Origin of the sequence: Sulfitobacter sp. 1A15258 (genome assembly GCF_043557045.1) — a bacterium.
Taxonomy (GTDB): Bacteria; Pseudomonadota; Alphaproteobacteria; order Rhodobacterales; family Rhodobacteraceae; genus Sulfitobacter; species Sulfitobacter faviae.
In genome coordinates this window covers 187,485-213,106 of sequence record NZ_JBIFFK010000003.1, presented here as the reverse complement: position 1 = coordinate 213,106, position 25,622 = coordinate 187,485, and the positions used below count along the sequence as shown (strand labels likewise).

The 25,622-nt window shown below is 63.0% G+C and carries 25 protein-coding genes, 1 tRNA gene and 2 riboswitches; of the genes, 16 read left to right on the top strand and 10 right to left on the bottom strand.

The window, feature by feature from the left end; genetic code table 11:
• Positions 1-217: 217 nt before the first annotated feature.
• Genes ACGYK9_RS08340 through ACGYK9_RS08325 form a run of 4 tightly spaced genes read left to right on the top strand, consistent with a single transcriptional unit; the run spans position 218 to position 4,555 of the window.
• Positions 218-1,309, top strand: coding sequence for an ABC transporter ATP-binding protein (locus tag ACGYK9_RS08340; protein ID WP_394409444.1), 1,092 nt, complete (start codon positions 218-220; stop codon positions 1,307-1,309).
• 59 nt (positions 1,310-1,368) lie between these two features.
• On the top strand, positions 1,369-2,412 hold the full coding sequence (locus ACGYK9_RS08335; protein WP_067265759.1) for an ABC transporter substrate-binding protein: 1,044 nt from the start codon (positions 1,369-1,371) through the stop codon (positions 2,410-2,412).
• A gap of 60 nt (positions 2,413-2,472) precedes the next feature.
• Positions 2,473-3,702 (top strand): ABC transporter permease, encoded by a 1,230-nt coding sequence (locus ACGYK9_RS08330; protein WP_394409442.1) that lies wholly within the window; start codon positions 2,473-2,475, stop codon positions 3,700-3,702.
• Between the two features lie 4 nt (positions 3,703-3,706).
• Positions 3,707-4,555 (top strand): ABC transporter permease, encoded by an 849-nt coding sequence (locus tag ACGYK9_RS08325; RefSeq protein ID WP_394409439.1) that lies wholly within the window; start codon positions 3,707-3,709, stop codon positions 4,553-4,555.
• 62 nt (positions 4,556-4,617) lie between these two features.
• On the opposite strand, the gene ACGYK9_RS08320 is transcribed toward ACGYK9_RS08325, so the two are convergent.
• Positions 4,618-4,693, bottom strand: a tRNA-Lys gene (locus ACGYK9_RS08320).
• A gap of 104 nt (positions 4,694-4,797) precedes the next feature.
• On the opposite strand from ACGYK9_RS08320, the gene dapF reads away from it, so the two are divergent.
• Positions 4,798-5,631: a diaminopimelate epimerase gene (dapF, locus tag ACGYK9_RS08315; protein WP_394409436.1), complete on the top strand. Its 834-nt coding sequence runs from the start codon at positions 4,798-4,800 to the stop codon at positions 5,629-5,631.
• Entirely contained in the window at positions 5,628-6,881 is a 1,254-nt protein-coding gene (gene mtaB, locus ACGYK9_RS08310; protein ID WP_394409434.1) for a tRNA (N(6)-L-threonylcarbamoyladenosine(37)-C(2))-methylthiotransferase MtaB, read from the top strand. The genes dapF and mtaB overlap by 4 nt, the downstream gene beginning before the upstream one ends.
• Before the next feature lie 271 nt (positions 6,882-7,152).
• On the opposite strand, the gene ACGYK9_RS08305 is transcribed toward mtaB, so the two are convergent.
• The 5 genes from ACGYK9_RS08305 to ACGYK9_RS08285 all read right to left on the bottom strand — a co-directional run bounded on the left by ACGYK9_RS08305 (position 7,153) and on the right by ACGYK9_RS08285 (position 11,952).
• A complete protein-coding gene (locus ACGYK9_RS08305; RefSeq protein WP_394409431.1) occupies positions 7,153-8,547 on the bottom strand; it encodes a cytochrome c1 in 1,395 nt (464 codons plus the stop codon).
• An 11-nt stretch (positions 8,548-8,558) separates the two neighbouring features.
• Entirely contained in the window at positions 8,559-9,902 is a 1,344-nt protein-coding gene (gene petB / locus ACGYK9_RS08300) for a cytochrome b (protein ID WP_067265773.1), read from the bottom strand.
• Positions 9,903-9,917: 15 nt separating this feature from the next.
• Positions 9,918-10,478: a ubiquinol-cytochrome c reductase iron-sulfur subunit gene (petA, locus tag ACGYK9_RS08295; protein ID WP_276153787.1), complete on the bottom strand. Its 561-nt coding sequence runs from the start codon at positions 10,476-10,478 to the stop codon at positions 9,918-9,920.
• A gap of 190 nt (positions 10,479-10,668) precedes the next feature.
• A complete protein-coding gene (locus ACGYK9_RS08290) occupies positions 10,669-11,277 on the bottom strand; it encodes a glutathione S-transferase (RefSeq protein ID WP_394409428.1) in 609 nt (202 codons plus the stop codon).
• Positions 11,278-11,337: 60 nt separating this feature from the next.
• Positions 11,338-11,952: an FMN-binding negative transcriptional regulator gene (locus tag ACGYK9_RS08285; RefSeq protein ID WP_394409425.1), complete on the bottom strand. Its 615-nt coding sequence runs from the start codon at positions 11,950-11,952 to the stop codon at positions 11,338-11,340.
• Positions 11,953-12,010: 58 nt separating this feature from the next.
• Positions 12,011-12,150: riboswitch (FMN riboswitch) on the top strand.
• 77 nt (positions 12,151-12,227) lie between these two features.
• Here ACGYK9_RS08285 and ACGYK9_RS08280 point away from each other — a divergent pair.
• The gene (locus ACGYK9_RS08280) at positions 12,228-12,710 is read left to right on the top strand and encodes a 6,7-dimethyl-8-ribityllumazine synthase (RefSeq protein WP_394409422.1); all 483 of its coding nucleotides are present in this window, start codon (positions 12,228-12,230) and stop codon (positions 12,708-12,710) included.
• On the opposite strand, the gene ACGYK9_RS08275 is transcribed toward ACGYK9_RS08280, so the two are convergent.
• The 3 genes from ACGYK9_RS08275 to thiB are packed head-to-tail and all read right to left on the bottom strand — an operon-like array spanning position 12,707 to position 15,895.
• Complete coding sequence (locus ACGYK9_RS08275; protein ID WP_394409419.1) at positions 12,707-13,399, bottom strand: ATP-binding cassette domain-containing protein; 693 nt, start codon at positions 13,397-13,399, stop codon at positions 12,707-12,709. The two genes, ACGYK9_RS08280 and ACGYK9_RS08275, sit on opposite strands and share 4 nt — an antisense overlap.
• Positions 13,386-14,942 carry a thiamine/thiamine pyrophosphate ABC transporter permease ThiP gene (locus ACGYK9_RS08270; protein WP_394409416.1) on the bottom strand — a complete coding sequence of 519 codons (1,557 nt, stop codon included), beginning with the start codon at positions 14,940-14,942 and terminating at the stop codon, positions 13,386-13,388. Before ACGYK9_RS08270 ends, ACGYK9_RS08275 begins: the two co-directional genes overlap by 14 nt.
• On the bottom strand, positions 14,918-15,895 hold the full coding sequence (thiB, locus tag ACGYK9_RS08265) for a thiamine ABC transporter substrate binding subunit (protein WP_394409413.1): 978 nt from the start codon (positions 15,893-15,895) through the stop codon (positions 14,918-14,920). Before thiB ends, ACGYK9_RS08270 begins: the two co-directional genes overlap by 25 nt.
• 34 nt (positions 15,896-15,929) lie before the next feature.
• Positions 15,930-16,031: riboswitch (TPP riboswitch) on the bottom strand.
• Positions 16,032-16,123: 92 nt separating this feature from the next.
• Here thiB and aroC point away from each other — a divergent pair.
• The 3 genes from aroC (at position 16,124) to cobO (ending at position 18,858) form a co-directional block, all read left to right on the top strand.
• The gene (gene aroC, locus ACGYK9_RS08260) at positions 16,124-17,233 is read left to right on the top strand and encodes a chorismate synthase (protein WP_394409410.1); all 1,110 of its coding nucleotides are present in this window, start codon (positions 16,124-16,126) and stop codon (positions 17,231-17,233) included.
• A gap of 10 nt (positions 17,234-17,243) precedes the next feature.
• Entirely contained in the window at positions 17,244-18,182 is a 939-nt protein-coding gene (locus tag ACGYK9_RS08255) for a DMT family transporter (protein ID WP_067265788.1), read from the top strand.
• A gap of 70 nt (positions 18,183-18,252) precedes the next feature.
• Positions 18,253-18,858: a cob(I)yrinic acid a,c-diamide adenosyltransferase gene (gene cobO / locus ACGYK9_RS08250; RefSeq protein WP_394409407.1), complete on the top strand. Its 606-nt coding sequence runs from the start codon at positions 18,253-18,255 to the stop codon at positions 18,856-18,858.
• Positions 18,859-18,915: 57 nt separating this feature from the next.
• Here cobO and ACGYK9_RS08245 read toward each other — a convergent pair whose 3' ends face one another.
• Positions 18,916-20,463 carry an alkaline phosphatase gene (locus tag ACGYK9_RS08245; RefSeq protein WP_209219578.1) on the bottom strand — a complete coding sequence of 516 codons (1,548 nt, stop codon included), beginning with the start codon at positions 20,461-20,463 and terminating at the stop codon, positions 18,916-18,918.
• Between the two features lie 206 nt (positions 20,464-20,669).
• On the opposite strand from ACGYK9_RS08245, the gene pcaF reads away from it, so the two are divergent.
• The 6 genes from pcaF to ACGYK9_RS08215 are packed head-to-tail and all read left to right on the top strand — an operon-like array spanning position 20,670 to position 25,618.
• A complete protein-coding gene (gene pcaF, locus ACGYK9_RS08240) occupies positions 20,670-21,875 on the top strand; it encodes a 3-oxoadipyl-CoA thiolase (RefSeq protein ID WP_394409404.1) in 1,206 nt (401 codons plus the stop codon).
• Positions 21,876-21,903: 28 nt separating this feature from the next.
• Positions 21,904-22,896 carry a 1,2-phenylacetyl-CoA epoxidase subunit PaaA gene (paaA, locus tag ACGYK9_RS08235; RefSeq protein WP_394409401.1) on the top strand — a complete coding sequence of 331 codons (993 nt, stop codon included), beginning with the start codon at positions 21,904-21,906 and terminating at the stop codon, positions 22,894-22,896.
• Positions 22,897-22,901: 5 nt separating this feature from the next.
• On the top strand, positions 22,902-23,246 hold the full coding sequence (gene paaB, locus ACGYK9_RS08230; RefSeq protein WP_247744734.1) for a 1,2-phenylacetyl-CoA epoxidase subunit PaaB: 345 nt from the start codon (positions 22,902-22,904) through the stop codon (positions 23,244-23,246).
• 35 nt (positions 23,247-23,281) lie between these two features.
• Positions 23,282-24,004 carry a 1,2-phenylacetyl-CoA epoxidase subunit PaaC gene (gene paaC / locus ACGYK9_RS08225; RefSeq protein WP_394409993.1) on the top strand — a complete coding sequence of 241 codons (723 nt, stop codon included), beginning with the start codon at positions 23,282-23,284 and terminating at the stop codon, positions 24,002-24,004.
• Entirely contained in the window at positions 23,998-24,546 is a 549-nt protein-coding gene (gene paaD / locus ACGYK9_RS08220; RefSeq protein ID WP_394409398.1) for a 1,2-phenylacetyl-CoA epoxidase subunit PaaD, read from the top strand. The genes paaC and paaD overlap by 7 nt, the downstream gene beginning before the upstream one ends.
• A gap of 7 nt (positions 24,547-24,553) precedes the next feature.
• The gene (locus ACGYK9_RS08215; protein ID WP_394409395.1) at positions 24,554-25,618 is read left to right on the top strand and encodes a 2Fe-2S iron-sulfur cluster-binding protein; all 1,065 of its coding nucleotides are present in this window, start codon (positions 24,554-24,556) and stop codon (positions 25,616-25,618) included.
• Positions 25,619-25,622 lie beyond the last annotated feature (4 nt).

The following is a 25,622-nucleotide window of genomic DNA, read 5'->3' as shown; positions in this document are numbered from 1 at the left end:
CGGACAGTCTGCCCGCGTGGTCAGCTTTCTACATAGGTGCTCTATCACCGATTTCTCGCCGAACGTGGCGAAAGCCGCCGATCCTGCCATCACCGGGGGCTAAATGCCCATGCGATAAGCGCCGGGAAGGGCGCGATTCTCTTAAATGGTGCAACATATTGTTTAGAATCATCGCACCTGTTTAACTCCCCCCAGCGACAGGGAGAGCCGCGACACAATGAAAGACACCAAAGCAGAGACTTTTCTGCGTTTCGATAACGTCAAGAAGAGCTACGATCAGGAAAATCTCGTCGTCAAAGGCTTCGACATGGATGTGCAGGAGGGGGAGTTCATCACCCTTCTTGGCCCCTCGGGCTCGGGCAAGACCACCGTATTGATGATGCTGGCGGGGTTTGAGAGCGTCACCTCAGGCGATATCGCGATCAATGGCCGGTCGATCAACAAGACCGCGCCGAACAAGCGCAACATCGGCATGGTGTTCCAAAACTACGCGCTGTTCCCGCATATGACCGTGGCCGAAAACCTCGCCTATCCGCTGAGCGTGCGCAAAATGTCCAAGGCGGATATCAAAGAGCGGGTGACCGAGTATCTGTCGCTGGTCGAGCTTTCCGCCTTTGGCGACCGTCGCCCCGGGCAGCTTTCGGGCGGGCAACGGCAGCGCGTGGCGCTTGCCCGCGCGATGATCTTCCAGCCGACGCTCATTCTGATGGACGAACCTCTGGGCGCGCTCGACAAGAACCTGCGCGAGCAGATGCAGTTTGAGATCACCCGCCTGCACAAGCAGATCGGCTTTACCGTCATATACGTCACCCACGACCAGACCGAGGCGCTGTCGATGTCCGACCGGATCGCCGTCTTTAACGACGGTGTGGTGCAGCAATGCGCCCCGCCCGCGGAATTGTACGAGCGCCCGGTGAATGCCTTCGTGGCCGAGTTCATCGGCGAGAACAACTTTGTGCAGGGCCGCGTCACCCGGATCGAAGACGAGATCGCCAAGGTCGAGACCGATACCGGCACGATCACCACGCAAACCTCCGAAGGGCTGACCGAAGGCGCGCAATGCCGCGTCTCGATCCGTCCCGAGAAACTGTTCATCCATCCCACGACCCACGCCCATGACAACGCGCTGACGGCAACCTTCGTCACGCGCATCTATGTGGGCGATTTTATCCGCTATTATTTCCGCCTGCCGGACGGCACCGACATTATCGTCAAGGTGCTCAACGACCTGTCCGCGCCCGAGTTCGAAGAGGGCGCGACGGCGCAGCTGTTGTCCCTGACGAAAGACTGCATCGCCTTTGCCAATTAAGGGCGACCGGGGGCAAACCGGGGCCCCGCATAAAACCTGGACATGACAAGGAGAGACCGATGAAGAAGCATCTGAGTTATCTGGCCACCGCGGCGCTGATCGCCAGCCCCGCCTTGGCCGAGGATCTGACGGTGACGTCCTTTGGCGGGGCCTATGGCGCCGCGCAGATGGAACATATGATCCAACCCTATATGGATAAATCCGGCACCAACATCCTGTTCGAAGATTACGGCGGCGGCGTGGCCGAGATGAAGGCGCAGGTCGAGGCGGGCAACATCCTGTGGGATGTCGTCGACATTGAGGTGATCGACCTCGAACGCGCCTGTGCCGAGGGCTATCTGGAAGTGATCGACCAATCGGTTCTGCCCGATGGCGACGATGGCACCCCGGCGGCGGATGACTTCATCGATGATGCGCTGGCCAATGAATGCGGCGTGGGCAATATCGTCTGGTCAGTCGTCTTTGCCGTGAACACCGAGAACGGCGAAGGCCCGAAAACCATCGAAGACTTCTTTGATACCGAGGCGTTCCCCGGCAAACGCGGTCTGCGCAAGCGGCCTCAGGTCAACATGGAATGGGCGTTGCTGGCCGATGGCGTCGCCCCGGAAGAAGTTTATGAGGTGTTGGCCACCGAAGAGGGGCAGAAACGCGCATTTGCCAAACTCGACACCATCAAGGACGACATCACTTGGTACGACAGCTGGTCGCAGGCCCCCGTTCTGCTGAACGACGGTGGGGCGACCATGGTGCAATCCGCCAATGGCCGCATCTTCGCCGCGATCAAGGATGATGGCGCCCCTTTCGAGATCGTCTGGGACAGCCACATCTATGACCTTGATGTTTGGGCGATCATGAAGGGCACGGAGAAGAAAGAAGAGGCGATGGAGTTCATCAAATTCGCCACCGGCACCGTGCCGCTCTCGGGCATGCAGGACGTGGCCTATGGCCCGACCCGCGCCTCTGCCCAAGCGCTGCTGCCTGAGGACGTAAAGCAAGATCTGCCCACCGCGCATCTTGACGAAGGCGTCAAGGCCGATGGCATCTTCTGGGCCGACTATGGTGAGACGTTGGGCGAGAAGTTCAACGAATGGCTGCTGCAATAAGCCCCCTGCCCCGCGCCTGACCGGGCGCGGGGCACCCAACCCCTATAGAAGAGTAACCGCGTGTCCAGCCTCACTTCCCAAGACGCCGCCAACGCCCGTCGCCAAATGCGCAGACGCCGCCTGCAGGCGTTTCTTTTCGTGGTGCCGCTGCTGCTCTTCATCCTTTTCGCCTTTGTCGCACCGATCACCACGATGCTGTTCCGCAGCGTCTACAACCCCACCGTGGCCGAACTGGTGCCCGAAACGCTGGAGATGCTCGAAGACTGGGAGGGCGAAAGCCTGCCCGACACGGCGGTCATCACCCAGATGGCCATCGACATGAAGCGCATGGCAAACAACCGCACCTCCGGCAGGTTCGCCGATGAGATCAACCGCGCCCTGCCGGGCATGTCGAGCGTCATCAAATCCACCGCCCGGGGCCTGCGCCGCGCCGAGGATGCCGAGCTTACCGCCAATGGCGCCGAGATGCTGCTCGAAAAGAACGACCGTTGGGCCAAGCCCGCCACTTGGCGCGCGATCCGCAGCGCCGGGCAGATCTATACGTCGAGCTACTACCTCACCGCTGTCGATATGGAATACGACTCCGAAGGGGACATCGTCCAACGCGACACGCAGATTTACAAACAGCTCTATACCAAAACGCTGAAGATGGCGCTGATCATCACCGGGCTGACGATGCTACTGGGCTATCCGCTGGCTTTCTACATGTCGCAGGCCAGCCCCGCGACGGCGAACTTCCTGATGGTCTTTGTACTGCTGCCCTTCTGGACCTCGCTCTTGGTGCGCACCACCGCGTGGATCGCGCTCTTGCAAGCCGGGGGCGTGGTGAACTCCTCCCTGCTCTGGGCCGGGCTGATCGATGAGCCGATCGAGCTGCTCTACAACGAATTCTCCACCATCCTCGCCATGACCCACATCCTGCTGCCCTTCATGGTGCTGCCGCTCTACGCGGTGATGCGCGGGATCGATTCGAGCTTCATGCGCGCGGCGATCTCCATGGGGTCGAACCCGATCGGGGCGTGGTACAAAATCTACCTGCCGATGAGCCTGCCGGGCCTTTCTGCGGGGGCGCTCTTGGTCTTCATCATCTCGGTCGGTTACTACATCACGCCCGCACTGGTGGGCGGCACCGATGGGCAGATGATTTCCAACATCATCGCCTTCCACATGCAGGTGTCGAACAACTGGGAACTGGCGGCGGCCCTAGGCTCGCTCCTGCTGATCCTGATCCTCGTTCTCTACTGGCTGTTCGACCGTTTCGTCGGCACCGACAACCTCAAGCTGGGATGACGTCATGAGCCCATTGCCCGACTATTACACGATCTGGCACAAGGCGGGGCATTACGGCCTGCGCGTCATGGCCGCGCTGGTGCTCATCTTCCTGATGCTGCCGATCCTCGTGATCATGCCGTTGTCGTTCAACGCCGAGCCGTTCTTTACCTTCACCCAAGGCATGCTGTCGCTCGACCCCGACGCCTATTCGACGCGCTGGTATCAAGAGATCGTGGACGACCAGAAATGGCGAATCGCGATCCGCAATTCCTTCCTCGTGGGCATCGCGGCGGCCAGCATCGCCACGGTGCTCGGCACGCTGGCGGCCGTCGGCCTCTCCTCGCCGTGGATGCCGTTCAAACGGGTCATCACGGCGCTGCTGCTTTCGCCCATGATCGTGCCGCTGATCATCATCGCGGCGGGCATGTTCTTTTTCTATACGCAGTTCAATCTGGTCGGCACCTTCACCGGGCTGATCATCGCCCATGCGGCGCTCGGCGTGCCCTTTGTCATCATCACCGTTACCGCCACACTCAGCGGCTTTGACCGCTCACTCTTCGTGGCGGGGCTGAGCCTCGGGGCCTCTCCGATCAAGGTGTTCTGGGACGTGGTGATTCCGCTCATCCGCCCCGGCGTGATCTCGGGCGGGCTTTTCGCCTTTGTCACATCCTTTGACGAGGTGGTGCTGGTGCTCTTCCTCGCAGGGCCTGAACAGCGCACGATTCCACGGCAGATGTTCTCGGGCCTGCGCGAGCAGATCAACCCGACGATTCTGGCGGTGGCGACGCTGCTGGTGGTGCTCTCGGCGACGATGCTCTTCGTACTGGAAGCCCTGCGCAGACGCTCGGCCCGGCTGCGCGGTCAGGAATAGGCGAAACCGCCCGGGGGCGGCACCAAACACCTGATCCATAACCATTTAGGAATGGGGGTGAGTGGTGAGCCGTGATGGGTTCGAACCATCGACCTACTGATTAAAAGTCAGTTGCTCTACCAACTGAGCTAACGGCCCACTAGGCGGGTAACTAGAAATTACGGGCGGCAGGGTCAAGCCCTTAATTACGAAAATCTCGCGAGATGCTGGATTAGTTTTCATGCCGGGGTTATATGCGCCGAATGTACAGCGCTCAGACCCCCGGATTGCCCTTCATGAAGATGCATGGGCTTGGCAATGACTTCGTCGTGTTCGATGCACGCGCGGAGGCAATCGACGTGACCCCGGCGATGGCGCAGGCCATCGGACACCGGCAATTTGGCGTGGGATTCGATCAGCTTGCGGTGATCACGCGCGGGGCCGGCGACGCGCACCTGACGTTTTACAATAGCGACGGCTCCCTCTCCGCCGCCTGTGGCAACGCCACCCGCTGCATCGCGCGCTATCTGATGGACGACACAGGCTGCGATTCGCTGCATCTGACCACCGCGCGGGGCGATCTGGCGGCGAAGGACGTCGGGGGTGGCCTGACCTCCGTCAACATGGGCCACCCGCAGTTAAAATGGGACGAGGTGCCGCTGGCGCGCGAGATGGACACGCTGCACCTGCCGATCGAGGGCGATCCGGTCGCGACCGGCATGGGCAACCCCCATTGCACCTTCTTCGTCGAGAATGCCGAGGCGGTGGACCTTTCCGACCTCGGCCCCCGCGCCGAACATGATCCGCTCTACCCCGAACGCACCAACGTGCAGGTCGCGCAGATCGTCGGGCCGGATCATATCCGCATGCGCGTCTGGGAGCGTGGCGTCGGCGTGACGCTGGCGTCTGGCTCCTCCTCCTGCGCAACCGCCGTGGCCGCCGCGCGCAGGGGCCTCACGGGCCGTGCCGTGCGCATCGATCTCGACGGCGGCACGCTGCATATCGACTGGCGCGAGGATGGCGTCTGGATGACCGGGCCGACGATGCATGTCTTCTCCGGCAGCCTCACCCCCGCATTTTTGGAGAGCCTGACATGAGCGCCCCGATTTTCAGCACCATGGGCTGCCGCCTCAACGCCTATGAGACCGAGGCGATGAAGGAACTCGCCGAACAGGCGGGGCTGGAGAACGCCGTGGTCGTCAACACCTGCGCGGTCACGGCCGAGGCGGTCCGCAAGGCACGGCAGGACATCCGCAAGCTGCGTAAGGCGCATCCCGGGGCGCGGCTGATCGTGACCGGCTGCGCGGCCCAGACCGAGCCCGAGACCTTTAACGCCATGCCTGAGGTCGATGCCGTGATCGGCAACACCGAGAAGATGCAGGGTGCGACATGGCAGGGCATGGCCGCCGATTTCATCGGCGAGACTGAGACCGTGCAGGTCGACGACATCATGTCGGTGACCGAGACCGCGGGCCATCTGATCGACGGATTCGGCACCCGCAGCCGGGCCTATGTGCAGGTCCAGAACGGCTGCGATCACCGCTGCACCTTCTGCATCATCCCCTACGGCCGCGGCAATTCGCGCTCGGTGCCCGCGGGCGTGGTCGTGGACCAGATCAAGCGGCTGGTGGACAAGGGCTTCAACGAGGTGGTGCTGACCGGGGTCGACCTGACCTCTTGGGGCGCCGATCTCCCGGCGACGCCGAAGCTTGGCGACTTGGTGATGCGCATCCTGAAGCTGGTACCCGACCTGCCGCGGTTGCGGATCTCTTCAATCGATTCGATCGAGGTGGACGAGAACCTGATGCAGGCCATCGCCACCGAGCCGCGCCTGATGCCGCATCTGCACCTGTCGTTGCAGCACGGTGACGACATGATCCTCAAGCGCATGAAGCGCCGTCACCTGCGCGACGATGCGATCCGGTTTGCCCAAGAGGCCCGCGCGTTGCGCCCCGATATGACCTTCGGCGCGGACATCATCGCAGGTTTCCCGACCGAGACCGAGGCGATGTTCGAGAACTCGCTGAAACTGGTCGAGGAATGCGACCTGACATGGCTGCATGTCTTCCCCTACTCCGCCCGCCCCGGCACCCCCGCGGCACGGATGCCCGCGGTAAACGGTGCGGCGATCAAGGAACGCGCGGCCCGGTTGCGCGCGGCTGGCGAGCTGCAGGTGCAACGGCATCTGGAGGCGCAGGTCGGGCGCACGCATGACGTGTTGATGGAGAACCCCCACATGGGCCGCACGGCGCAGTTCACCGAGGTGAACTTTGCCGCTCCGCAAGTTGAGGGTGCGATCGTGCGGGCCGAGATCACCGGGATTTCAGGCAATCAGCTGACCGCCTGAAAACAGCTGCTCTGCAGCGCGGAGCGCATTGCCCTCCCTGGGGGGCGATGGAACGAGATTGCGGTCGGAATGGCTGCCGTACTCGAGACGACTCCGCTTCATGGAACCTCGCAAAATCGCCCTCCGGGGGGAGGGAGGGCGATGCCCGGTGTGCCACCGGGCGGAACCTGTTGAGAGGTTTTAGGCCAAGTGGCCGCCACCATAACGCATGGCCACAAAAAAGGGCGCCGGTTTCCCGACGCCCTTCTTATTTCCAAAAGCCGTGGCCCGATCAGCCGTCCTTGCGGCGGTTCTTGACCGGCGCCCAAAGCTTCTTGTTGGTCAGATAGAGCAGGACCGAGAGCAGACCGAGCAAAACAACCCCGGCAAAGCCAGCTTGTTTGCGTGCGCCCAGCTTCGGCTCGGCCGTCCACATCAGGAAGGCAGAGACATCCTCGGACATGTGCTGCACGTCATTGGCATGCTCATCCGCGAACTCGACCAGCCCATCGGAGAGCGGGGGTGCCATAGCGATCCAGCCGCCGGGGAAAACGGTGTTCTCGTAAAGAACCGTGCCGGCCTGCTCTTTCTCTTTGCCGGTGTAGCTGGTCAGAAGCGCGGTGATATACTCCGGCCCGCCGATCCCTTTGAGGAACTGGTTGATGCCCAGACCATAGGGGCCGTGGAACGCGGCACGCTTCTTGGCCATCAGCGACAGGTCAGGCGCGTTGGACAGGTTGGAGCCGGGGAAGTGGTCAACCGGGGTGCCGGGGCGGAAATCGTCCAGCTCGGCATCATAGACGTCATAGCCCTTGGCGTATTCGATCACCTGCTCTTCGGGCATGTTCGGACCGGTTTCGTCCGACAATGTCCGCATCGCGACATACTCCAGACCGTGGCAGGCCGCGCAAACCTCGGTGTAGATCTGCAGACCGCGCTGGAGCTGGTTTACGTCGTAACCGCCGAACGGACCATCGAAAGAGAAATCGATGTTGTCGATATGCGGTGTGGCGTGGGAATCGTCACCCTGATCGTCGTCACCGGCGTGATCTTCAGCGGCAGTTTCCTCGCCGTGGTCTTCCGCTTCCATGACACCCACGTTGGGGTCATCACTATGCGCCTGACCGGCAACATCGTCTTCGGCGATCACTTCGTTTTCAGCGTTTTCCTCGGCTGTCGATTGCGCTTCGTCCGTGGCTTCGACTTCCTCGGCAGGCGCTTCTTCGGCGTCTTCGGCAGAAACCTCTTCGGGCGCTTCCTCGGTGGCAGCATCCTCAGTGGCGGTTTCTTCGGCCGGGGCCTCTTCCGCTACTGGTGCTTCCTCGGCAGGCGCCGTTTCAGCCGGAGCTTCTTCGGTTGTCGCCTCTTCAGTTGGTGCGTCATCAACCGGAGCCTCGGCAGCAGGTGCCTCTTCGGTTGCGGTGTCCTCAGCAGGGGCTGCCTCAACCGCGGGTTCGTCAGCCGGGGCCGCGTCGACCTCGGGTTCGGCTGCGGGCGCGTCAGTTTCAGCAGGTGCCTCTTCCGCCGCTGGCGCTTCAGCAGGCGCGGTTTCGGCTTCGGCCTCCGGCGTTTCCGCCGGAGTTGTTAGCAGTTCTTCTTCTGTCGCTGTGTCCTGCGCCAGCACCGCCGTCCCCGGCAGGGCAAGGCCCAGAGTTACCACGGCAGAAAGGAGGTTGGTCTTCATCATGGTCATGATCCTTATTCCGCCGGGTTCACAAGCGTCTTGGTGCCGCCTGCCTTCGGCGCGTAATGCGCGTCAAAGTCGGCTTCGATGGTTTCAGGCTGCGCCAGCGGCTTCTCGATCACGCCCAAGAGGGGCAGGATCACGAGGAAGTAGGCGAACCAATAGGCCGAAGCGATCAGTGAGAAGCTCGCATAGGGCTCTTCTGCGGGCATCGCACCCAGCCACATCAGGGCGAAGAAGTCGATCACCAGCAGAGCGAACCACCATTTGAACATCGGACGATACCGGCCCGAACGTACAGAGGATGTGTCCAGCCATGGCACCAGCGCCATCACGGCAATCGCACCGAACATCGCCAGCACGCCGAAGAACTTGGCGTCGATGATGCCACCGGTCACGAAGGACGCGATCTGCACAACCCAAACCTCAGAGGTGAAGGCCCGCAGGATCGCGTAGAAAGGCAGGAAGTACCATTCCGGCACGATGTGTGCAGGCGTCGCCAGAGCGTTGGCTTCGATGTAGTTGTCCGGGTGGCCCAGATAGTTCGGCATGAAGCCAACAACCGCGAAGAACAGCGTCAGGATCACGGCCAGCGCGAACAAGTCCTTGATCACGAAGTAGGGCCAGAACGGCAGCGTGTCTTTCTTGGCGTCTTCCTTCGAGGTGCGGCGCACTTCGACCCCGGTGGGGTTGTTATTGCCGGTCGTGTGGAAGGCCCAGATGTGGAGAACCACAAGGCCCGCAATTACGAAGGGCAGCAGATAGTGCAACGAGAAGAAGCGGTTCAGCGTCGCGTTATCAACGGCAGGTCCACCCAGCAGGAATGTCTGCAGTGTTTCACCGACGAAGGGCACCGCGCCAAAGAGGCCGGTAATCACGGTCGCGCCCCAGAAGGACATCTGACCCCAAGGCAGAACGTAGCCCATAAAGCCGGTGGCCATCATCAGCAGATAGATCAACATGCCGATGATCCATGTGATCTCACGCGGGGCTTTATAGGAGCCATAGTAGAGACCACGGAAAATATGCGCATAGACCGCGATAAAGAACAGCGACGCGCCGTTCATATGCAGATAGCGGATCATATAGCCGCCGTTCACGTTGCGCATGATGTGCTCAACCGACGAGAAGGCCAGATCGACATGCGGCGTGTAGTGCATCACCAGAACGATGCCGGTGATGATCTGCAGTGCCAGACAGAAAGTCAGCACGATGCCCCAGATCCACATCCAGTTCAGGTTCTTGGGCGTGGGGATCATCAATGTGTCGTACAAAAGGCCAACGATGGGAAGGCGGCGGTGCAGCCACTTTTCGCCGTTCGAATTCGGCTCGTAATGGTCGTGAGGAATTCCAGACATCTCTCTTCCGCTCCCTTAACCCAGTTTGATCGTGGACTCGTCCACGAATTCGGCGACAGGCACCGGCAAGTTGCGCGGCGCCGGCCCTTTACGGATGCGGCCCGCCGTATCGTAGTGCGACCCGTGGCAGGGGCAGAACCAGCCGCCAAAGTCGCCAGCATCACCCAAGGGCACGCAGCCGAGGTGTGTGCAAACGCCCATCTGAACCAGCCACTCGCCGCTTTCGTCCAAGGCGCGGTTCGCGTCCGTGGCGGGCACGTCGCCGCCCAGGTTGGCGTTCTGCGCGATGGGGTCAGGCAGGCTGGACACGTCGACAGCGTTTGCCTCTTCGATCTCGGCCTCAGTGCGGCGGCGAATGAACACCGGCTTGCCCAGCCATTTCACGGTCAGCTGCGTCCCGACTTCGACGCCGGACACATCCACACGAATGGACGACAGCGCCTTTACGTCGGCAGAGGGATTCATCTGGTTGACCAGCGGCCAGACGGCGGCACCAACGGCGACGGCACCTGTACCGGCTGTCGCGTAATACAGGAAATCCCTCCGGGTGCCTGCGTGTTCTTCTGCTTGGGACACGGGTTTACTCCAATTCTTGGCCGACTTTGGCCGACAGACATAGGGGTGGCGTCACCTTGCCACCTGACTTCTCGCCGCTATCTACCGGGATGGACCGCGCCCGTCCAGATGTCAAAGCCGCGCATCTTGGATCAACCGCGCCACAACGCGGCAAAAATACCGCGATTGTGGCAATATCATTACGGCACGATTACTGCGGCGGCGCGGTATGGGTCATCGCGGGGCGCGAATCAAAGGCATCGAACCATGCCGCCAGATCGGGGTTTCCGGCCCGCCAATCCCGCGCAGAATGGCGAAAATCGATATATCCCAAGGCGCAGCCAAGCGCGATTTGCCCCATATCCAAAGGCCCGGCCAAATGCGCAGCCCATTGATTGTTAAGCGTCTTACAGGCCCGATCGACCTTGCCCCACTGGCCTTCGACCCATTCCGACATGCGTTTGTCTTCGGGGCGCAGCTTGCCCTCATAGACCATGGCGAGCGCGGCATCGAGCATCCCATCCGCCGTGGCCTCCAGCGTCAAAGTGTCCCACCTGCTTGTGCCTTGGGGGTAAAGCCCCACCCCGGCGCGGTCATCCAGATAGGCGCAGATCACCCGGCTGTCATAAAGCGTGCAGCCGTCCGGCCGCTCCAGCGCGGGCACTTTGGTCAGCGGGTTGCGCGCGGCAAAGCCCTCCGCCGGGGCCAGCGGCGTGCCCGATGTCGGCTCCAGCGCGACATCGTCAAGCTGGCCGGTCTCATGCAGCAGCACCATGACCTTGCGGACATAGGGCGAGGTTGGAGAATAAAATAGTTTCACGTGAAGTCCCCCCTTGGTTGCCCGCACTATTCAACGGCGCCGCGCCAGACGCAACGGCGATCACACCCCGCGCATCAGAGCCGCCATCACCGCCGGATCCGTGCCGAACCCATGCGCCGCCATCTGCTCCGCCGCTGCGAGACGCACGGCCTCATCCTTGTTCTGGCCCAGCTTCCATGTGCCGTCGATCCCGGTGACGCGGAGGCGGCAAGGCACGATCATCCGCAGCATCTTGTCCCGCGCCTCGGGGGTCATCTTATCCATCTTCCACGGGGTCTTGGGGGCCAGCCGTGCCTCATAGACCGCCGATTGCCGCGCCAGCAGGTCGGGCAGTTCCGCCGCCGGGCGCAGCTCCAGCGTGCCGGTCAGATGGACGGCCACATAATTCCATGTCGGCACCTGATCCGCGATCCCGTACCAATCGGGCGAGACATAGCTGTCGGCCCCCGTCACCGCCAAACGCACCGCCTGCGGGGTCTTCAGCGCCCGCCCGATGGGGTTCGAGCGTACCAGATGCAACTCAGCCAAATCCCCGGCTTCGTTCAAGATAAACGGCACATGCGCCATCAACGGTCCCTCTGCCCCGTTGATCGCCAGAACGCCAAAGCCGGTGTCACGAGCAAAGGCAAGGTTCCGGTCGCGGCCCTCTTTGCGGTAGATCGGATTGGGGTGCATGGTGCCTCCTATGCGTTTCTTTTGGTATTGCAGAGCCTTGCGCAACTTGGCAACCTGACATCATTCTCAGGGCGGGGCGAAATTCCCCACCGGCGGTAAGCGGTCCCCGCAAGCCCGCGAGCGGCCTTTTCGAAGGTGTCAGCAGATCTGGTGCGACTCCAGAGCCGACGGTCACAGTCCGGATGAAAGAGAATGCGAACAAGGACGGGGGCGAAGCCTCGGTCTTTGCGCGTGATCGCCTTGGGTGGACGTGTCTGAACCTAAAGGAGATCACCATGACACAAGAACGTTCCGCCCGTTTCGCCTTTGTGCGTGCAAGCTGGCATGCGGATATCGTTGACCGCGCCTATGATGGGTTTACCGAAGTTATCGACGCCGCGCAGGTGGACAGCTTTGCCGTTCCCGGTGCCTTTGAACTGCCGCTCATGGCACAGCGTTTGGCCAAGACCGGGCGCTACGACGCCGTGATCTGCGCCGCCTTCGTGGTGGATGGCGGCATTTACCGGCATGACTTCGTAGCGCAGACGGTGGTCGATGGGCTGATGCGCGTGGGGCTCGACTGCGACCTGCCGGTGCTGTCGGTCTCGCTCACGCCGCACCACTATCAGGAAACGGATCATCACAACGCGATCTACCGCGATCACTTCGTCACCAAGGGCCGCGAGGCTGCGCAGGCCGCCCTTGGCATGACCCAAGCGCTGGAGACGTTTTCTTCAAAAGAAAACGGCGCGGAAATTTCAAAAATTTCCGCCGCCTAGCCGAGATAGGCCCGCAGGGCCGGGGGCGGGTTGTCGAGCAATTCCGTCGCCGGTCCCGGCGCATGGGCGCGCCCGCCTTCGACAAAGATCACCTCATCCGCAATGCGGCGCACGTCATCGGGGGCATGGGTCACCATGATCAGCCCCGCGCCGGTCTCACGGGCGAGGTCTTGGACCAAATCCAGCATCTCGACCCGCAGCGCCGGGCCGAGCGCGGCGAAGGGTTCGTCCAACAGCACCCATGGCCGCGCCTGCACCAACACCCGCGCCAGCGCCACGCGGCTTTGCTGCCCACCCGACAGCGCGCCGGGGCGTTTGGCGGCATGGGCGGCAAGCCCCACCCGCGCGAGGGCGGTATCGACCGCCTCCCGATCCGCTGCTTTCAGCCGCAAATCGGGGCGCAGGCCAAGGCCGACGTTCTGCCGCACGGTGAGATGCGGGAATAGGTTGTTGTCCTGAAACAGCATCGTCATGCCGCGCTGGCCGGGATGTTGATCCGTGATCTCCTCCCCCTCCCGCAACAACCGCCCCGCCGCCACCGGCACGAACCCACAGATTGCCGCCAGCAGGGTCGACTTGCCCGACCCGGAGGGGCCGATCACCGCGTAGTTGCGCCCCTGCGCCAGTGTCATATCGGCCACGAGGGAGAACTCGCCCCGCTCAATGCGCATGTCTTCAAGCGTCAGCATGCCAGCGCCCCCATTTGTCGCAGATGAAAAACACCGCCAGCGCCAAGACCAGCAAAAGCAGCGCTGCGCCCGCCGCGGCCTCCATCCGGTAGGCGCCCATGAGACGATACATCTGCAAAGGCAGCGTCGCACGTTCCTGATCGGCGAAAAGCGCGATCACGCCGAGATCCCCCACCGAGAGCGCCCCCGTCAGCCCTGCGGCAAAGCCCAGTTGCGGGCGCAGACGCGGCAGGACCAGCAGCCGCCACAGCGCCCAACCCGTCATGCCGAGGGTTTGGGTCAGGGGGCCATAATCCTGCAAGGTCTCGCGCAGGCGCGGCACCAGAATGCGCAGCACGAAAGGCAGCGCCATCAGCGCGTTGACCAGGGCGGTAACCGGCAGGCTCAGCCGTGCCGGGTCCAGCACAGGGTTGATCAAGATGAACCACCCCGTGCCAATCATCAGCGGAGAGGCCGCAAGCCCCATCAGGCCAATCGCCTCCACCCCGCCGCGCCGCCGGGTGGCGATCCAGCCTGCCATCGGCAGCGCCAGCAGGGCCAGCACCGCCACGCTCAACCCCGCCACCAGAATGCTATTACCGGTGGCCTGCCAGACCGAGGCAGGCAGTTCCGCGACCCCCGCCAGCCCGCGCAGAACCACGGCCCCCAGCGGCAGCAGCAAGAACAGCGCGGCGAGCGCGATCACCAGCCCGTCCAACACCCGCTGCGCGCCGCCCCGCGCATCCCAGCGGCGCAGGGGGCGGTCCAACCCGCCGCCCAAGCTGATCGGCGGGATCAGCCAAAGCGCTGCCACCGCCGCTGCGCCAGCCAGAACAAGCTGCACCACGGACAACAGCGCGGCGCGCCCCAGATCAAAGTCAAACCGAAAGGCCTGATAGATCGCCAATTCAATCGTCGTCGCCCGCGGCCCACCGCCCAGCGTCAGGGCCACGGCAAAACTGGTCAGGCAAATCACGAAAATCAGCGCCGCCACGCCGGGCAGCACCTGCCGCAGCATCGGCCATTCCAGCGCCAGAAACAGCGCCCGCGGCGTCATCTGAAGCTGCCCCGCGAGCCGAAACCGCTCAGAAGGGATGCTCTGCCAACCTTGCAGCAAAAGCCGCGTCGCCAGCGGCAGGTTAAAGAAGACATGCGCCAGTACCACACCATGCAGCCCGTAGATCGACACCGGCGGCAGGCCAAGAGCCGCGCCAAATTGGTTGAGCACGCCCGAGCGGCCAAAGACCGTCAGCAGCCCCAGCACCGCCACGATCACCGGCAGAATGAAGGGCGCGCCCAGCAGCGTGATCAGCGCGCCGCGCCCCCAAAACCGGCGCCGCGCCAGCGCCCGCGCCACCGGCACGGCCAGCAGCACCGAAAGCACCGCCGACCAAACCGCCTGTGTCGCGGTAAACCGCGCCGCCGCCCAATCCGCCGGGCCGAGCCCCGCGCCCACATCGGCCGCCGCGAAGACGGCGACCAAAGCGGCAAGGATCAGCCCCGCGACCAGCGCGGCGGCGAAAAGCCCCGTTTTGCCGCTTAACGCGACAGCGCGGTCAGCCATTCGTCCAAAGCCTCCTCACGCAGCGCGGGGACCTCGCCGTTCGGCACCAACAGCGCCTTGCCGGGCTGGATCATGCCTTCGAACCCTGCGGGCAGACCGCTTTCGGGCGTCACGGCGGGATACATCCAGTTGGTCGTCGGCAGCACCGATTGCGCGGCATCGGATACGAGGTATTGCAAGAACCGATCCGCCAGTTCCGGCTGATCCGACCCGGCAAGCTTCCCCGCCACTTCGATCTGCATGTAATGGCCCTCGTCGAACAGCGCTGCGGTCTTGCTGTCGTCCTCCTCCGCGATCAGGTGATAGGCCGGAGAGGTGGTGTAGCTCAGCACCATGTCGGCCTCGCCTTCAAGGAAGAGGCCATAGGCTTCGGACCAACCCTTTGTCACGGTCACGACGTTATCGGCCAGTCCCGTCCAAACCTCGGGCGCCTTATCGCCATAGGCCGCTTTGACCCACATCAGCAGCCCCAAACCGGGCGTCGAAGAGCGCGGGTCTTGGATCACGATTTTCAGATCGCTCTCGGCCAGCGTTTTGAAATTACCGGGCGCGTCCAGATCGGTGCCGTGGACAAAGGCGAAGTAGCCCCAGTCATAGGGCACGAAAACTTCGTCTTCCCAAGTGATCGGCAGGTCATAGTCGGCCTGCAAACCGCTCGGCGCGAACAGATCGGTCTCTTTCGCGGCGGCGACGAGGCTGGTGTCCAGCCCCAGCACAATATCCGCGTCCGACCGTGCGCCCTCAAGCTTGAGCCGCGCCAGAAGTGCCGCACCATCGCCCATACCGACGAATTTCAGATCGCAGCCGCACTGCGCCTCGAACCCCTCTTCGATGGCGGGGCCCGGCCCCCATTCGGTGACGAAACTGTCGTAGGTATAGACCGTCAGTTCAGGCGTCTCGGCCCATGCGGCCGATGCGCCCATGACGCCCGCAGCAAGTGTAAGATACTTCATCGCATCCTCCTTTTGCGGCGAAAGGTAAAAGGTGGATGTCTGTCCTGACCTTCCCTCCGCCGGTGTTAACCGGTTCAGGTTCAACGGGTCCGCACAACATGCACATCTCAGCCCAAAGGCCCCCCGAGGTAGCGTCAGGGGTAGATCGGACCTGCACAATTGGCAAGGCAAATCCCCTTGAGGCAAGGCGCTGCCCCGGCTAAGGGTTTGACAACAGGAGGTCCGCCCATGTCGATCAACAGCTTTGGCCATCTTTACCGGGTCACCACATGGGGCGAGAGCCACGGGCCCGCCCTTGGGGCGACCATCGACGGCTGCCCCCCCGGCGTGCCGATTGACGAGGGCATGATTCAACAGTGGCTCGACAAGCGCAAACCGGGCCAGAACAAATACACCACGCAGCGGCGCGAAGCGGATGAAGTGCGGATTCTGTCGGGCACCTTTGAGGGCGTCACCACCGGCACGCCGGTGCAGTTGATGATCGAGAACACCGATCAACGCTCGAAAGACTACGGCGACATCAAGGACAAGTTCCGCCCCGGCCACGCCGACATCACCTATTTCCAAAAATACGGCATCCGCGACTATCGCGGGGGTGGCCGTTCCTCGGCCCGGGAGACCGCTGCGCGGGTGGCGGCGGGCGGTCTGGCGCGTGAGGCGATCAAGGCGCTGGTGCCGGAGCTTCAGATCACCGGCTACATGGTGCAGATGGGGCCGCATAAGATCGACCGCGATGCCTTTGACTGGGACCAGATCGACCAAAACCCCTTTTGGGTGCCGGATGCCAAGGCAGCGGCGGACTGGGCCGACTACCTCGACGGGCTGCGCAAATCGGGCAGCAGCGTCGGCGCGATCATCGAGGTGACGGCGCGCGGCGTGCCGGCGGGCCTCGGCGCGCCGGTCTATGGCAAGCTCGACACCGATCTGGCCGCCGCGATGATGAGCATCAATGCCGTCAAAGGCGTGGAGATCGGCGAGGGCATGTCGGCGGCGATGCTGACGGGCGAATTGAACGCCGATGAGATCACCATGGGGCCCGATGGGCCGGAATATTCCTCGAACCACGCCGGCGGCATCTTGGGCGGGATCAGCACCGGGCAGGATGTGGTGCTGCGTTTCGCGGTGAAGCCAACCTCCAGCATCCTGACCACGCGGCGCACCATCACCAAACAGGGTGAAGAGACCGAGATCATCACCAAGGGCCGCCACGATCCTTGCGTCGGCATCCGCGCGGTGCCGGTGGGCGAGGCGATGATGGCCTGCGTGCTGCTGGATCACCTGCTGCTGCATCGCGGACAGATTGGCCAGAACCGCGGCATAATTGGCCCCGAGGCGTGAGGATCAAAGCATGAAAGTCGATGATTTCTCCGCCCGCCCCGCCCTTGGTGTCGGACTGAAAATCACGGCGATCCTGCTTTTCACCTGCATGTCCGCGATCATCAAATCGCTGGCCGACGAGGTCCCCGCCGGGGAGTCGGTCTTCTTCCGGTCCTTCTTTGCCATTCCGGTGATCCTGATCTGGCTCGCGCAGCGCGGCAAACTGAAAAGCGGGCTAAAGACGCAAAACCCGATGGGCCATGTCTGGCGCGGGCTCTTCGGCACCACGGCGATGGGGCTGACCTTTACCGGCCTCGGCCTGCTGCCCCTGCCCGAGGTCACGGCCATCGGCTTTGCCACACCGATTTTCACCGTCATCCTCGCTGCCGTGTTGCTGGGCGAGAAAATCCGGCTGATCCGCGTGAGTGCTGTGGCGATTGGGTTGGTGGGGGTGATGATCATCCTCTGGCCGCGCTTCACCAGCATCGGAACGATGGAGCAGACAGCCACCATCGGCGCGTTGCTGATCCTGATGGCGACGATGGTGCGCAGCCTCGTGCAGATCCACATTCGTCAATTGGTGCAGAACGAAGACACCGCCGCGATCGTCTTCTACTTCTCTTGCACCGCCTCCTTGCTGGCGCTCTGCACCCTGCCCTTCGGCTGGGTCATCCCCGATCTGCAAACCTTTGGCCTGCTGGTCCTCGCCGGGTTGATCGGCGGGGTGGCGCAAATCCTGATTACCTCGGCCTATCGCTTCGGCTCGGCCTCGATGCTGGCGCCCTATGACTATACCTCGATGCTTTTCGCCATTTTGCTGGGCTATGTCTTCTTTGCCGAACTGCCCACGATGATGATGCTGGCGGGCGCGGCGCTGGTGATCAGCGCGGGTGCGCTGGTGATCTGGCGCGAGCGGCAATTGGGGATGGAGCGCGGCAAAGCGCGGTCTGTCACCGATCCCAAGGCGTAATTCATTGCGGGCTTTCGCCCGGCCCTACCTCTGCCTATGGTGCCCCGAAACCGGATAGAGGAGATGACCGATGAGCGACGCGGATCCGAAAGATCACAAGGAAAAGATGCAGCAGCGTCAGGCCGAACAGCGCGCCAAGGTGGCCGAGTTGCAAGATCCGGACAAGGGTCTGGTGCTGGTCCATACCGGCCCGGGCAAGGGCAAATCCTCTTCCGCTTTCGGCGTGGTGGTGCGCGCGCTTGGCTGGAAACAGCGCGTCGGTGTGGTGCAGTTCATCAAGGGCAAATGGAAAACCGGCGAGCGGCTGTTCTTTGAACGGCTGGACGAGGTGACATGGCACACGATGGGCGAAGGCTTCACTTGGGACACCCAAGACCGCAACCGCGACATCGCCGCCGCCGAGGCCGCATTCGGCAAGGCGCGCGAAATGATGGCGAGCGGAGAGTATGACCTTGTGGTGATGGATGAGATCAACATCGCCATCCGCTATGAATACCTCAAGATCGAAGATGTGATCGCCGGGCTCGACGCCCGCGACAAGCGCACAGCCGTGGTGCTGACAGGCCGCGACGCCCGGCCCGAGCTTTGCGACTATGCCGATCTGGTGACCGAGATGTCCGAGGTCAAACACCCGTTCAAAGCGGGCATCAAAGCCCAGCGCGGCGTCGACTACTGAAACGAAAAGGATCGCCCGGTTCCGGGCGATCCTCTCACTGTGCCATGCAGAGGGCGCTTAGATCGCCGCCCCCTTGGGGTCGAGCGTCACCGAGTAGAGCTCGGTATCGGCGCGGTCCATCAGGCGCACTTTCATCTGCTGGGTCTTGGCGTCGATATCGACCAACCCAAAGAATTGCAGACCGGCGGAGGGCGGCAGGTTCACCTGACCTTCTTCGGGGGCTTTGACGTATTTCAACTCAGGGCCAAAGGTGCCGTCCAATTCGTTCGGGCCAAAGGTGCCGGCGTGCAGCGGGCCCGAGACAAACTCCCAGAACGGGTCAAAGTCCTGAAACTGCGCTTTGTCGGGGTTGTAGTAATGCGCGGCGGTGTAATGCACATCCGCCGTGAACCAGACCACGTTGTCGACCTGCGCGGTTTTGATGAAACGCAGCAGCCCCGCGATCTCTTGCTCGCGCCCCTTGGCGGCACCATTGTCACCATTGGCAACCGCCTCGGCCCCGCCGCCGACGACCAGACCGATGGGCATGTCGCAGGCGATGACCTTCCATGTGGCCGCCGAATTGGTCAGCTCCCGCTTGAGCCATGCCATCTGCTCGGCCCCGAGGATATCGGTGGCCTGCGACATCTCGGTCTGCATGTTCTCGCTGTTCGGCCCCCGGTAGCTGCGCAGGTCGAGGAAGAAGACATCCAGCATCGGACCGTAGTTGATCTTGCGATAGACCCGGCCCGGCTCGGCAGGAGTGATGCGCAGCGGGGTCATCTCATGGAAGGCCTGCGAAGCACGAGCGGCGAGGACATGGATCGACTTCTCGCTATAGCGGTCGTCTTCCATCAGGCTGCGCGAGGAGGACCAGTTGTTCACGACTTCATGGTCGTCCCACTGCATGAAGGTCGGCACATGAGCGTTCATCTCACGCACATGGTCGTCCATCAGGTTGTATTTCCACTGACCGCGGTATTCGTCCAGCGTCTCAGCCACCTTGCGCTTCTCGTCGATGATGGTGGTGTTCTTCCACATCGTGCCATCGTCAAGCTGCACCTCATCCTCAAGCGGGCCATCGGCATAGATGGTGTCACCGGAATGCAGGAAGAAGTCGGGGCGGTGTTTGGCCATGGTCGCATAGGTGCGCATGCCCTCATCGTCGATGCCCCAGCCCTGACCGGCGGTGTCACCGGACCAAGCAAAGCGCACGTCGCGGCGCGCGGTGGGCGCGGTGCGGAACTGGCCGATGATCGGCTCGGAGGTGGCGTTGATGTCGCTCAGATCGGCGGCGGTGAAGCGGTAAAAGATATCCTGATCCGAGGGCAGCCCTTCGACCAGACGTTTCACCGCCAGATCGTGGTTCGGCAGCGCGTTCATCGGCGCAAGCTGGCGTGCGTTGGCAAAGCTTTCGGTGGTGGAGATTTCGACCTGCACCCGCGCCGGGCGGTCGGTGCGGGTCCAGATCATACCGGACTGCGTGTCGACATCGCCCGATTGCACCCCATGGGTAAACACCGGGCGCGAGGCCGCACGGCTGAGGCTGGGCATGGCAAGGCTTGCGGCAAAGGCGGTGGAGCCCGCCAGCACAGCGCGACGGGTCGGGCGGATCAGTTTGGTCATCGTGAGCTTCCTCTGAGGGTGGCGATGGCGGCACAGAACCCCCGATGCGTGACAGATGGCCGACAGCGGCGTGACTCTTTGGCAAAGCTTTGGTGACAGCGCGATGACGTGTTACCAAAATCCGTACCCTATTTTCATTCCGTAACATTTTGATTGAACCGAATCGCCCCGATGTGTAGATTGCGGTGCAACAACAGGAGACCCCCATGCAGGCATTCATCTGCGACGCGCAGCGCACCCCCATTGGCCGTTACGGCGGCGCCCTCTCTTCGGTTCGCGCCGATGATCTGGCCGCCGTGCCGTTGAAGGCGCTGATGGAGCGGAACCCTTCCGTCGATTGGGCGCGCGTCGATGACGTGGTCATGGGCTGCGCCAATCAGGCGGGCGAAGACAACCGCAACGTGGCGCGCATGGCGTCGCTATTGGCTGGCCTGCCGGTCGACGTGCCGGGTGCGACGATCAACCGTCTCTGCGCGAGCGGGATGGACGCCGTGGGTGCTGCCGCCCGGGCGATCCGCGCGGGCGACATGGACCTTGCCATCGCGGGCGGGATTGAGAGCATGTCGCGCGCGCCATTCGTAATGCCCAAGGCCGAAACCGCCTTTTCGCGCAGCAACGCCGTCTATGACACCACCATCGGCTGGCGCTTCGTGAACCCCAAGATGAAGGCCCAGTTCGGCGTGGATTCCATGCCCGAGACCGCCGACAACGTCGCCGCCGATTATGACGTGTCGCGTGAAGACCAAGACGCCTTCGCCGCACGCAGCCAAGAACGCTATGCCGCCGCGGCCGAGAAAGGCCTCTTCGCCGAGGAAATCGCCCCGGTCACCATTCCGCAGCGCAAGGGTGATGACGTGGTCGTCGACAGCGACGAACACCCCCGCCCTGGCACCACGCTGGAGAAACTGGGCAAGCTGCGCGGCATCAACGGCGCCGACCTGACCGTGACCGCCGGCAATGCCTCGGGCGTGAACGACGGTGCCGCGGCGATGCTGCTCGCCTCCGAGGCCGGCGTGAAGGACCACGGCCTTGCCCCCATCGCCCGCGTTGTGGCCATGTCCGCGGCGGGCGTCGAGCCGCGCGTCATGGGCATCGGCCCGATCCCGGCGGTGCGCAAGGTGCTGGACCGCGCGGGCCTCACGATTGAGCAGATGGACGTGATCGAGCTTAACGAAGCCTTCGCGAGCCAAGGCCTCGCCACCCTGCGCGCGCTTGGCGTGCTGGACGATGCGCCCCATGTAAATGCCAACGGCGGTGCCATCGCCATCGGCCACCCTCTGGGCATGTCCGGCGCGCGTCTGGTGATGACGGCGGCGCTGCAGCTAAAGCGGACGGGCGGCAAATACGCGCTATGTACCATGTGTGTGGGCGTGGGTCAGGGCGTTGCCCTGATCCTCGAAAACGCAGGCTGACACTTCTTTCCTCGAAAGGAACGGACCGATGTATGCACAGATGATCAAATCCACCGGCAAGGGCATCAAATCCCTCGACGAGATGGACCCCGACGAGCGCGCCTTTCAGGAACGCATCGACGCGGGCGGCAAGATCGAGCCCAAGGACTGGATGCCCGACGGCTATCGCAAGAACCTGATCCGCCAGATCGGACAGCATGCGCATTCCGAGATCGTGGGCCAGTTGCCGGAAGGCAACTGGATCACCCGCGCGCCAACACTCGAGCGTAAGGCGATCCTTTTGGCCAAGGTGCAGGATGAGGCGGGCCATGGCCTCTACCTCTATTGCGCGGCGGAAACGCTCGGCGTCACCCGTGACCAGATGACCCGTGACCTTCTGTCGGGCAAGATGAAGTACTCCTCGATCTTCAACTATCCCACGCTGACATGGGCCGACATGGGCGCCGTGGGCTGGCTCGTCGATGGTGCCGCGATCATGAATCAGGTGCCGCTGCAGCGCACCTCCTATGGGCCCTACGCCCGCGCCATGGTCCGCATCTGCAAGGAAGAGAGCTTCCACCAGCGCCAGGGCTTCGACATCATGATGAAGATGGCCAATGGCACGCCCGCCCAGCGCAAGATGGCGCAGGACGCGCTTAACCGCTTCTGGTTCCCGGCGCTGATGATGTTCGGCCCCTCGGACAAGGACTCGGTCCATTCCGCGCAGTCGATGGCGTGGAAGATCAAGATGAACACCAATGACGAGCTGCGTCAGAAGTTCGTCGACGAGACGGTGCCGCAGGCCGAGTACCTTGGCCTGACGATTCCCGACGAGACACTGAAGTTCAACGAAGAGACCGGCCATTACGACTTTGCCGAGCCGGATTGGGAAGAGTTCTTTCAGGTGCTCAAGGGCAATGGCCCCTGCAACACCGAACGGCTGGCGGCGCGCAACAAGGCTTGGGACGAAGGCCGCTGGGTGCGCGAGGGGCTTTTGGCCCACGCCGAGAAAAAGCGCAGCAGACAAATGGCAGCGGAGTAAGCGACATGAGCAGCCCTGAATCCAGCGAATACAAAGGCACCGAAGCCGCCCCCCACGGCGAAGCGCGGCCCACCGAATGGCCCCTATGGGAAATCTTCATCCGCGGCCAGCACGGGCTGAGCCACCGCCATGTCGGCAGCCTACACGCGGCGGATGCGGAAATGGCGATCAAGAACGCCCGCGACGTCTATACCCGCCGCAACGAAGGTGTGAGCATCTGGGCGGTCGAGGCCAGCGCCATCGCCGCTTCGTCCCCCGAGGAGAAAGGCGCGCTTTACGAGCCAGCCAACGACAAGGTCTATCGTCACCCCACCTTCTACGACATTCCCGACGAAGTGGGGGCGATGTGAGCGGCACCGATCCCAAGTTCGAATTCCTCTGCCGGATGGGCGACAACGCGCTGGTGCTTGGCCACCGCGTCTCGGAATGGTGCGGCGTGGCGCCGGTGCTGGAAGAGGACATCGCGCTGGCCAACGTGGCGCTCGACCTGATCGGGCAGACCCAGTTGTGGCTGGGTCTGGCGGGCGAGGTCGAGGGCGCAGGCCGCGACGCCGACAAGCTCGCCTTTCACCGCGATGTCTGGGACTTCCGCAATGTTCTGCTGGTGGAACAGCCCAACGGCGATTTCGGCCAGACCATGATGCGGCAGTTCCTGTTCGACGCATGGCATTTGGCGCAGCTCACCGCGCTGATCGACTCCACCGATAAAGAAATCGCCGCCATCGCCGAAAAATCGGCGAAAGAGGTGACATATCATTTGGAGCGGTCCTCCGACACGGTGATCGGCCTTGGTGACGGGACCGAGGAAAGCCACCGCCGGATGCAGGCGGCGCTCGACCTGCTTTGGCCCTATGTGGGCGAAATGTTCATTGGCGATGATGTCGACGCCGCCATGGCCGAAGCCGGTATCGCCCCCGATCCGGCGAGCATGCGCAAAAGCTATGACCAACTGGTCGGCGACACCTTGGCGGCGGCGACACTCACCAAGCCCGAGGATGACTTTGCCCATAGGGGCGGGAAGACCGGCGCGCGGCACAGCGAGCATCTGGGCCATATGCTGACCCAGATGCAGTGGCTGCAACGCGCCTACCCGGACGCCACATGGTGAAACCCGCCCCCCACAGCCGGCCCGCCCCCGCGCCGGTGCCGGGGGTGGTGCGCGGGTCCCCCTCGCGCGGCCCCGCCCGCGGCGAAAGGCCGTCGGTCGAGACGGTCTGGGCGTGGCTCTCCGGGATCCCGGACCCCGAGATCCCGGCGATCTCCCTCACCGATCTGGGCATCATCCGCGATGTGGCATGGCACGGCGACACGCTGGTCGTCACCATCACACCGACCTATTCGGGCTGCCCGGCTACCAGCATCATCAACCTCGACATCGAGACGGCGCTGCACGGCCACGGGATCGAGAAGCTGGAGCTGAAACGCCAGCTCTCCCCGCCTTGGACCACCGACTGGATGAGTGACACCGGCCGCGCCAAGCTCGAAGCCTACGGCATCGCGCCGCCGCGCCCCGCCGGCGGGCCGCAGCACTGCCCGCACTGCCAATCGAAAGCGGTGCAGCGGATCAGCCAGTTCGGCTCGACCCCCTGCAAGGCGCAATGGCGGTGCTTGGACTGCCGTGAACCCTTTGACTATTTCAAATGTATCTGAGGCCCCGATGAGCCAGTTCCACCCCCTCACCGTCACCGACATCCACCACACCATCCGCGATGCCGTGGTGCTGACGCTGAAGCCGGAAGACCCCGACGCCTTCGCCTTCACACAAGGCCAGTACCTGACCTTCAAACAGGATTTCGACGGCACCGAGCTGCGCCGCAACTACTCGATCTGTGCAGGGCTGGACGATGGCGAGTTGAAGGTCGGGATCAAGCGCGTCGATGGCGGGGCCTTCTCGACCTATGCCAATACCGAGCTCAAGGTCGGCGACGTGCTGCACGCCATGCCGCCGCAGGGCAAGTTCTTCACCCGGATCGAACCGGAGGTCGCCAAGAACTACCTCGGCTTCGCGGGCGGCTCGGGCATCACCCCGGTGCTGTCGATCCTGAAGACGGTGCTGAAACGCGAGCCGAAGTCCACCTTCACGCTGGTCTATGCCAACCGCGCGGTGAACACGATCATGTTCCGCGAGGAACTCGAAGACCTTAAGAACCGCTACATGGGCCGCCTGACGGTGATCCATATCCTCGAATCCGGTCAGGACATGGAGCTTTTCGAGGGCCGCGTCGACCAGGACAAATGCAACGCGCTGTTCAAGCACTGGATTCAGATCGACACCATCGACACTGCCTTCATCTGCGGGCCGGAGCCGATGATGCTGGCCATCGCCGAGGCGCTGAAGACCAACGGTCTGGGCGAGGAACAGATCAAGTTCGAACTCTTCAGCGAAAGCCAGCAGGGCCGTTTGGCGAAGCAGGAAATGGCCAAGCGCAGCGAAGGCCAGAAGGGCACCGAGATCACCGTCATCATCGACGGCGCGCGGCGCAGCTTCACCATGCAGAAGGGCCAGTCGGTCCTCGAAGCGGCGCTGGAAAACGGGCAGGAGGCGCCGTTCTCCTGCAAGGCCGGGGTCTGTTCGACCTGCATGGGCAAGGTGCTGGAAGGCGAGGTCGAGATGATCTCGAACCACGCGCTGGAGGATTACGAAGTCGAACGCGGCTACGTGCTGACCTGCCAGTCCTACCCGCTGAGCGACAAACTCACCATCGACTACGACACCCACTGAAGGA

Excerpts from the sequence above, each read along its gene's own strand:
- ACGYK9_RS08340 (WP_394409444.1), top strand. The coding sequence starts at position 218 with ATGAAAGACACCAAAGCAGAGACTTTTCTGCGTTTCGATAACGTCAAG.
- ACGYK9_RS08335 (WP_067265759.1), top strand. The coding sequence starts at position 1,369 with ATGAAGAAGCATCTGAGTTATCTGGCCACCGCGGCGCTGATCGCCAGC.
- ACGYK9_RS08325 (WP_394409439.1), top strand. The coding sequence starts at position 3,707 with ATGAGCCCATTGCCCGACTATTACACGATCTGGCACAAGGCGGGGCAT.
- dapF (WP_394409436.1), top strand. The coding sequence starts at position 4,798 with ATGTACAGCGCTCAGACCCCCGGATTGCCCTTCATGAAGATGCATGGG.
- mtaB (WP_394409434.1), top strand. The coding sequence starts at position 5,628 with ATGAGCGCCCCGATTTTCAGCACCATGGGCTGCCGCCTCAACGCCTAT.
- ACGYK9_RS08305 (WP_394409431.1), bottom strand. The coding sequence starts at position 8,547 with ATGATGAAGACCAACCTCCTTTCTGCCGTGGTAACTCTGGGCCTTGCC.
- petB (WP_067265773.1), bottom strand. The coding sequence starts at position 9,902 with ATGTCTGGAATTCCTCACGACCATTACGAGCCGAATTCGAACGGCGAA.
- ACGYK9_RS08285 (WP_394409425.1), bottom strand. The coding sequence starts at position 11,952 with ATGCACCCCAATCCGATCTACCGCAAAGAGGGCCGCGACCGGAACCTT.
- ACGYK9_RS08280 (WP_394409422.1), top strand. The coding sequence starts at position 12,228 with ATGACACAAGAACGTTCCGCCCGTTTCGCCTTTGTGCGTGCAAGCTGG.
- ACGYK9_RS08275 (WP_394409419.1), bottom strand. The coding sequence starts at position 13,399 with ATGCTGACGCTTGAAGACATGCGCATTGAGCGGGGCGAGTTCTCCCTC.
- ACGYK9_RS08270 (WP_394409416.1), bottom strand. The coding sequence starts at position 14,942 with ATGGCTGACCGCGCTGTCGCGTTAAGCGGCAAAACGGGGCTTTTCGCC.
- thiB (WP_394409413.1), bottom strand. The coding sequence starts at position 15,895 with ATGAAGTATCTTACACTTGCTGCGGGCGTCATGGGCGCATCGGCCGCA.
- aroC (WP_394409410.1), top strand. The coding sequence starts at position 16,124 with ATGTCGATCAACAGCTTTGGCCATCTTTACCGGGTCACCACATGGGGC.
- ACGYK9_RS08255 (WP_067265788.1), top strand. The coding sequence starts at position 17,244 with ATGAAAGTCGATGATTTCTCCGCCCGCCCCGCCCTTGGTGTCGGACTG.
- cobO (WP_394409407.1), top strand. The coding sequence starts at position 18,253 with ATGAGCGACGCGGATCCGAAAGATCACAAGGAAAAGATGCAGCAGCGT.
- ACGYK9_RS08245 (WP_209219578.1), bottom strand. The coding sequence starts at position 20,463 with ATGACCAAACTGATCCGCCCGACCCGTCGCGCTGTGCTGGCGGGCTCC.
- pcaF (WP_394409404.1), top strand. The coding sequence starts at position 20,670 with ATGCAGGCATTCATCTGCGACGCGCAGCGCACCCCCATTGGCCGTTAC.
- paaA (WP_394409401.1), top strand. The coding sequence starts at position 21,904 with ATGTATGCACAGATGATCAAATCCACCGGCAAGGGCATCAAATCCCTC.
- paaB (WP_247744734.1), top strand. The coding sequence starts at position 22,902 with ATGAGCAGCCCTGAATCCAGCGAATACAAAGGCACCGAAGCCGCCCCC.
- paaC (WP_394409993.1), top strand. The coding sequence starts at position 23,282 with ATGGGCGACAACGCGCTGGTGCTTGGCCACCGCGTCTCGGAATGGTGC.
- paaD (WP_394409398.1), top strand. The coding sequence starts at position 23,998 with ATGGTGAAACCCGCCCCCCACAGCCGGCCCGCCCCCGCGCCGGTGCCG.
- ACGYK9_RS08215 (WP_394409395.1), top strand. The coding sequence starts at position 24,554 with ATGAGCCAGTTCCACCCCCTCACCGTCACCGACATCCACCACACCATC.